This is a genomic window from Skermanella sp. (assembly GCF_059503625.1).
Genome location: NZ_JCACHA010000466.1, coordinates 1 through 2,264 on the forward strand (window position 1 = coordinate 1; position 2,264 = coordinate 2,264).

The window sequence follows — 2,264 nt, forward strand, 5'->3', positions numbered from 1 at the left end:
TGAAACAGGCCGCCCTTGACCCAGTCCGTGACGTGATAACCACCAGTGCCATCAGGTGCGATGCCATCCAGATTACCGACAGGAGTTGGGTCACCGAGGTCGGATACTGATTTTGTCTTCAGGTCGACTACTTTCAAATGTCCAGGAATTTTGGTCGAGAAGTCGGCGGCCATCTTGTCCCATGATGCGACCAGGATGCGTTCCTCCTTGACATGCAAGTCATTTAGATTATCGAGGTTGTCAGGTTGTCATCCTGGACAAAGAGGGAGACCTTTCCACCATCGAGCATCCAAATGGTGTTGGTCACCATATCGGACGCGAAAACGCGGCCTTTTCTGTCTGACGCAAGATCATTCAGGAATTTCGCACCCGGAACTTCGTAGTGGGCTTTCACGGTTTTGCTGGCAACATCAATCGCGACGATCTGATCCCAGTCGTTCACGTAGAGAGTGCCGTCAACCAGTGCGAGCCCGGTCGGTGAGTCGAGGCCTGTGACCCACTCGAACTCCAAGATGGTTCCATCGGGCGCGAGTTTGGAGATGAAACCGTTGCCATCCTTAGTCATCAAGTCACCATCGGTATTCGAGACATAGATGGCGTCGGCCGTAGAGTCGCAAAGAGCAGACTCAGGCGACTTGAATCCGTTGGCTTCCCAGATTTTTCGTGGTTCCGCAGATGCAGCCGTCACAATCGTGCAGAGAACAGCGACGGAGAGCAGGATCGGCCTCATGTCACATCCCTAGATCACCTTAAGTGATTTATTTGGCAGGCTTTTTATATGTTAACATTGTCAGCGAAGATCGGGTGACTTTCTTAAGAGCGATGTCTTGGGCACACCAAGCCCATCTGGACCTTGCTGCGGCGCAGTCTAAGTTTCGCCACCGAGAATTACGCAACGTACGGTATAGGGGATTGCGGCCTGGGATCCATATATCGACGACCAACTCCGCTCAAAGCACGCGTGGGTCTGGCCATCGGGCGAAGAAAGCGGCAAAATCATACTCGATTTAACTGATGCCCAGTAGCCTTCGATCTCAACCTCATGACCGCCCTCAATCGTGTATCGATGCCCGACGGGCTGGCAGTCACGATCGTCACAGCAGGACAATCCATTGAGCGTTGTCAGGCCTCTGTACCAGTCATGAGCCATAGCAGGACTAGTATTCAGCAGCATCAGAAGAGATATTAGGTAAAATAATTTGGATTCCATGATGCTTTCTCAGTCCGATCTGCACGGCTTAGACAGAAGGGCGGCCAGCAGGCTGGACGCTCCTGTGGAGCGCAGTAGCCGGAAAGGGCGCCCTAACTGGCGGCATAGGCGCTTCACGGCTAACGCGGCCTCGTGGCTGACGCAGTCAGCGGGGAAGACAACGAGGTCCGCACGTCCCACAAGTCCAGGGAGGAGGGCCAAGCCCTGTGTGGCGTCGTGATGGAGGAGATCAACCCCGATCCGGGCAGCCGCCTGCCGCAGCGCCTGGGTCTGCCCGGACCGCCCACCGACGTAGAGCACTGTGCCTGGGACTGAGAGATCGTGTATCGGCATCCCATCCGCTGGGTGCTCATGGCCAAGCATTGTCTCAGCGACTGCGATCTCGCACCGAAGTCCGTTTACCTCATTCTCAAGCTCAGCCGTCCGGCGCCTCTCAACAGCGAGATCGGACTCCAGAGACCGCCGGCGGGCTTCAATAGTGCGGATGCGATCCTCTTGGAGGGCAAGGCGTCGACGAAGATCGGCAATAAGGCGGTCCGTTTCGTCTGCCGTTGCTGGCGAGTGTTCAACTTCCCTGATTGCCCGGGTTGCCAGGAGTTCCTGGAGGTGTCGAACTCGCGCATCTCTTTCCGTGATCTCGTCCCGAAGCCGGCGCTGCTGCCGCTCTACGGTATCGCGCAAACTGGCTATCTCGTGATCCTGCAAGGCCAGCCGCCGAATATCGGCCCGGTTCGAGGCACCAACGAGGTGCGAAAGCATGTGGACATGGCCAAACGCTTCAGTAACTAGGGCTTGGTCCGCCGCCGGGTGAGTGAGAACAGCCCAGTAAGCCCCCGGGACATCACCAGCGTCGATCGCTGCTCGCCAAAGGGCGCGTAACGATCCGATATCTCGAGCGGCATCAAGCCTGCGGATCGTAGTCCGGTGCCGTTCATCGAGGGCCTTGTTCAGCAGCTTGGATCCTGGATCCTGACGGTTTGCCAGGACGACAGCGAGACCATGAAGGTCGTGGTCAGTGACATCCGGTCCCCCTAATCCAATCTTACGCAGGAGA

Annotated in this window: 3 protein-coding genes; 1 reads left to right on the forward strand and 2 read right to left on the reverse strand. The window is 56.7% G+C overall.

The annotated features are described in order from the left end of the window. Window positions 1–223: 223 nt before the first annotated feature. Both AC5JJ6_RS10170 and AC5JJ6_RS10175 read right to left on the reverse strand, forming a co-directional pair. A complete protein-coding gene (locus AC5JJ6_RS10170) occupies window positions 224–730 on the reverse strand; it encodes an SMP-30/gluconolactonase/LRE family protein (protein WP_496041927.1) in 507 nt (168 codons plus the stop codon). 489 nt (window positions 731–1,219) lie between these two features. Next, on the reverse strand, window positions 1,220–1,573 hold the full coding sequence (locus tag AC5JJ6_RS10175) for a DUF2325 domain-containing protein (protein WP_496041928.1): 354 nt from the start codon (window positions 1,571–1,573) through the stop codon (window positions 1,220–1,222). Here AC5JJ6_RS10175 and AC5JJ6_RS10180 point away from each other — a divergent pair. Further along, on the forward strand, window positions 1,532–1,999 hold the full coding sequence (locus tag AC5JJ6_RS10180) for a hypothetical protein (RefSeq protein ID WP_496041929.1): 468 nt from the start codon (window positions 1,532–1,534) through the stop codon (window positions 1,997–1,999). The genes AC5JJ6_RS10175 and AC5JJ6_RS10180 overlap by 42 nt on opposite strands. The last annotated feature ends 265 nt before the right edge of the window (window positions 2,000–2,264 follow it).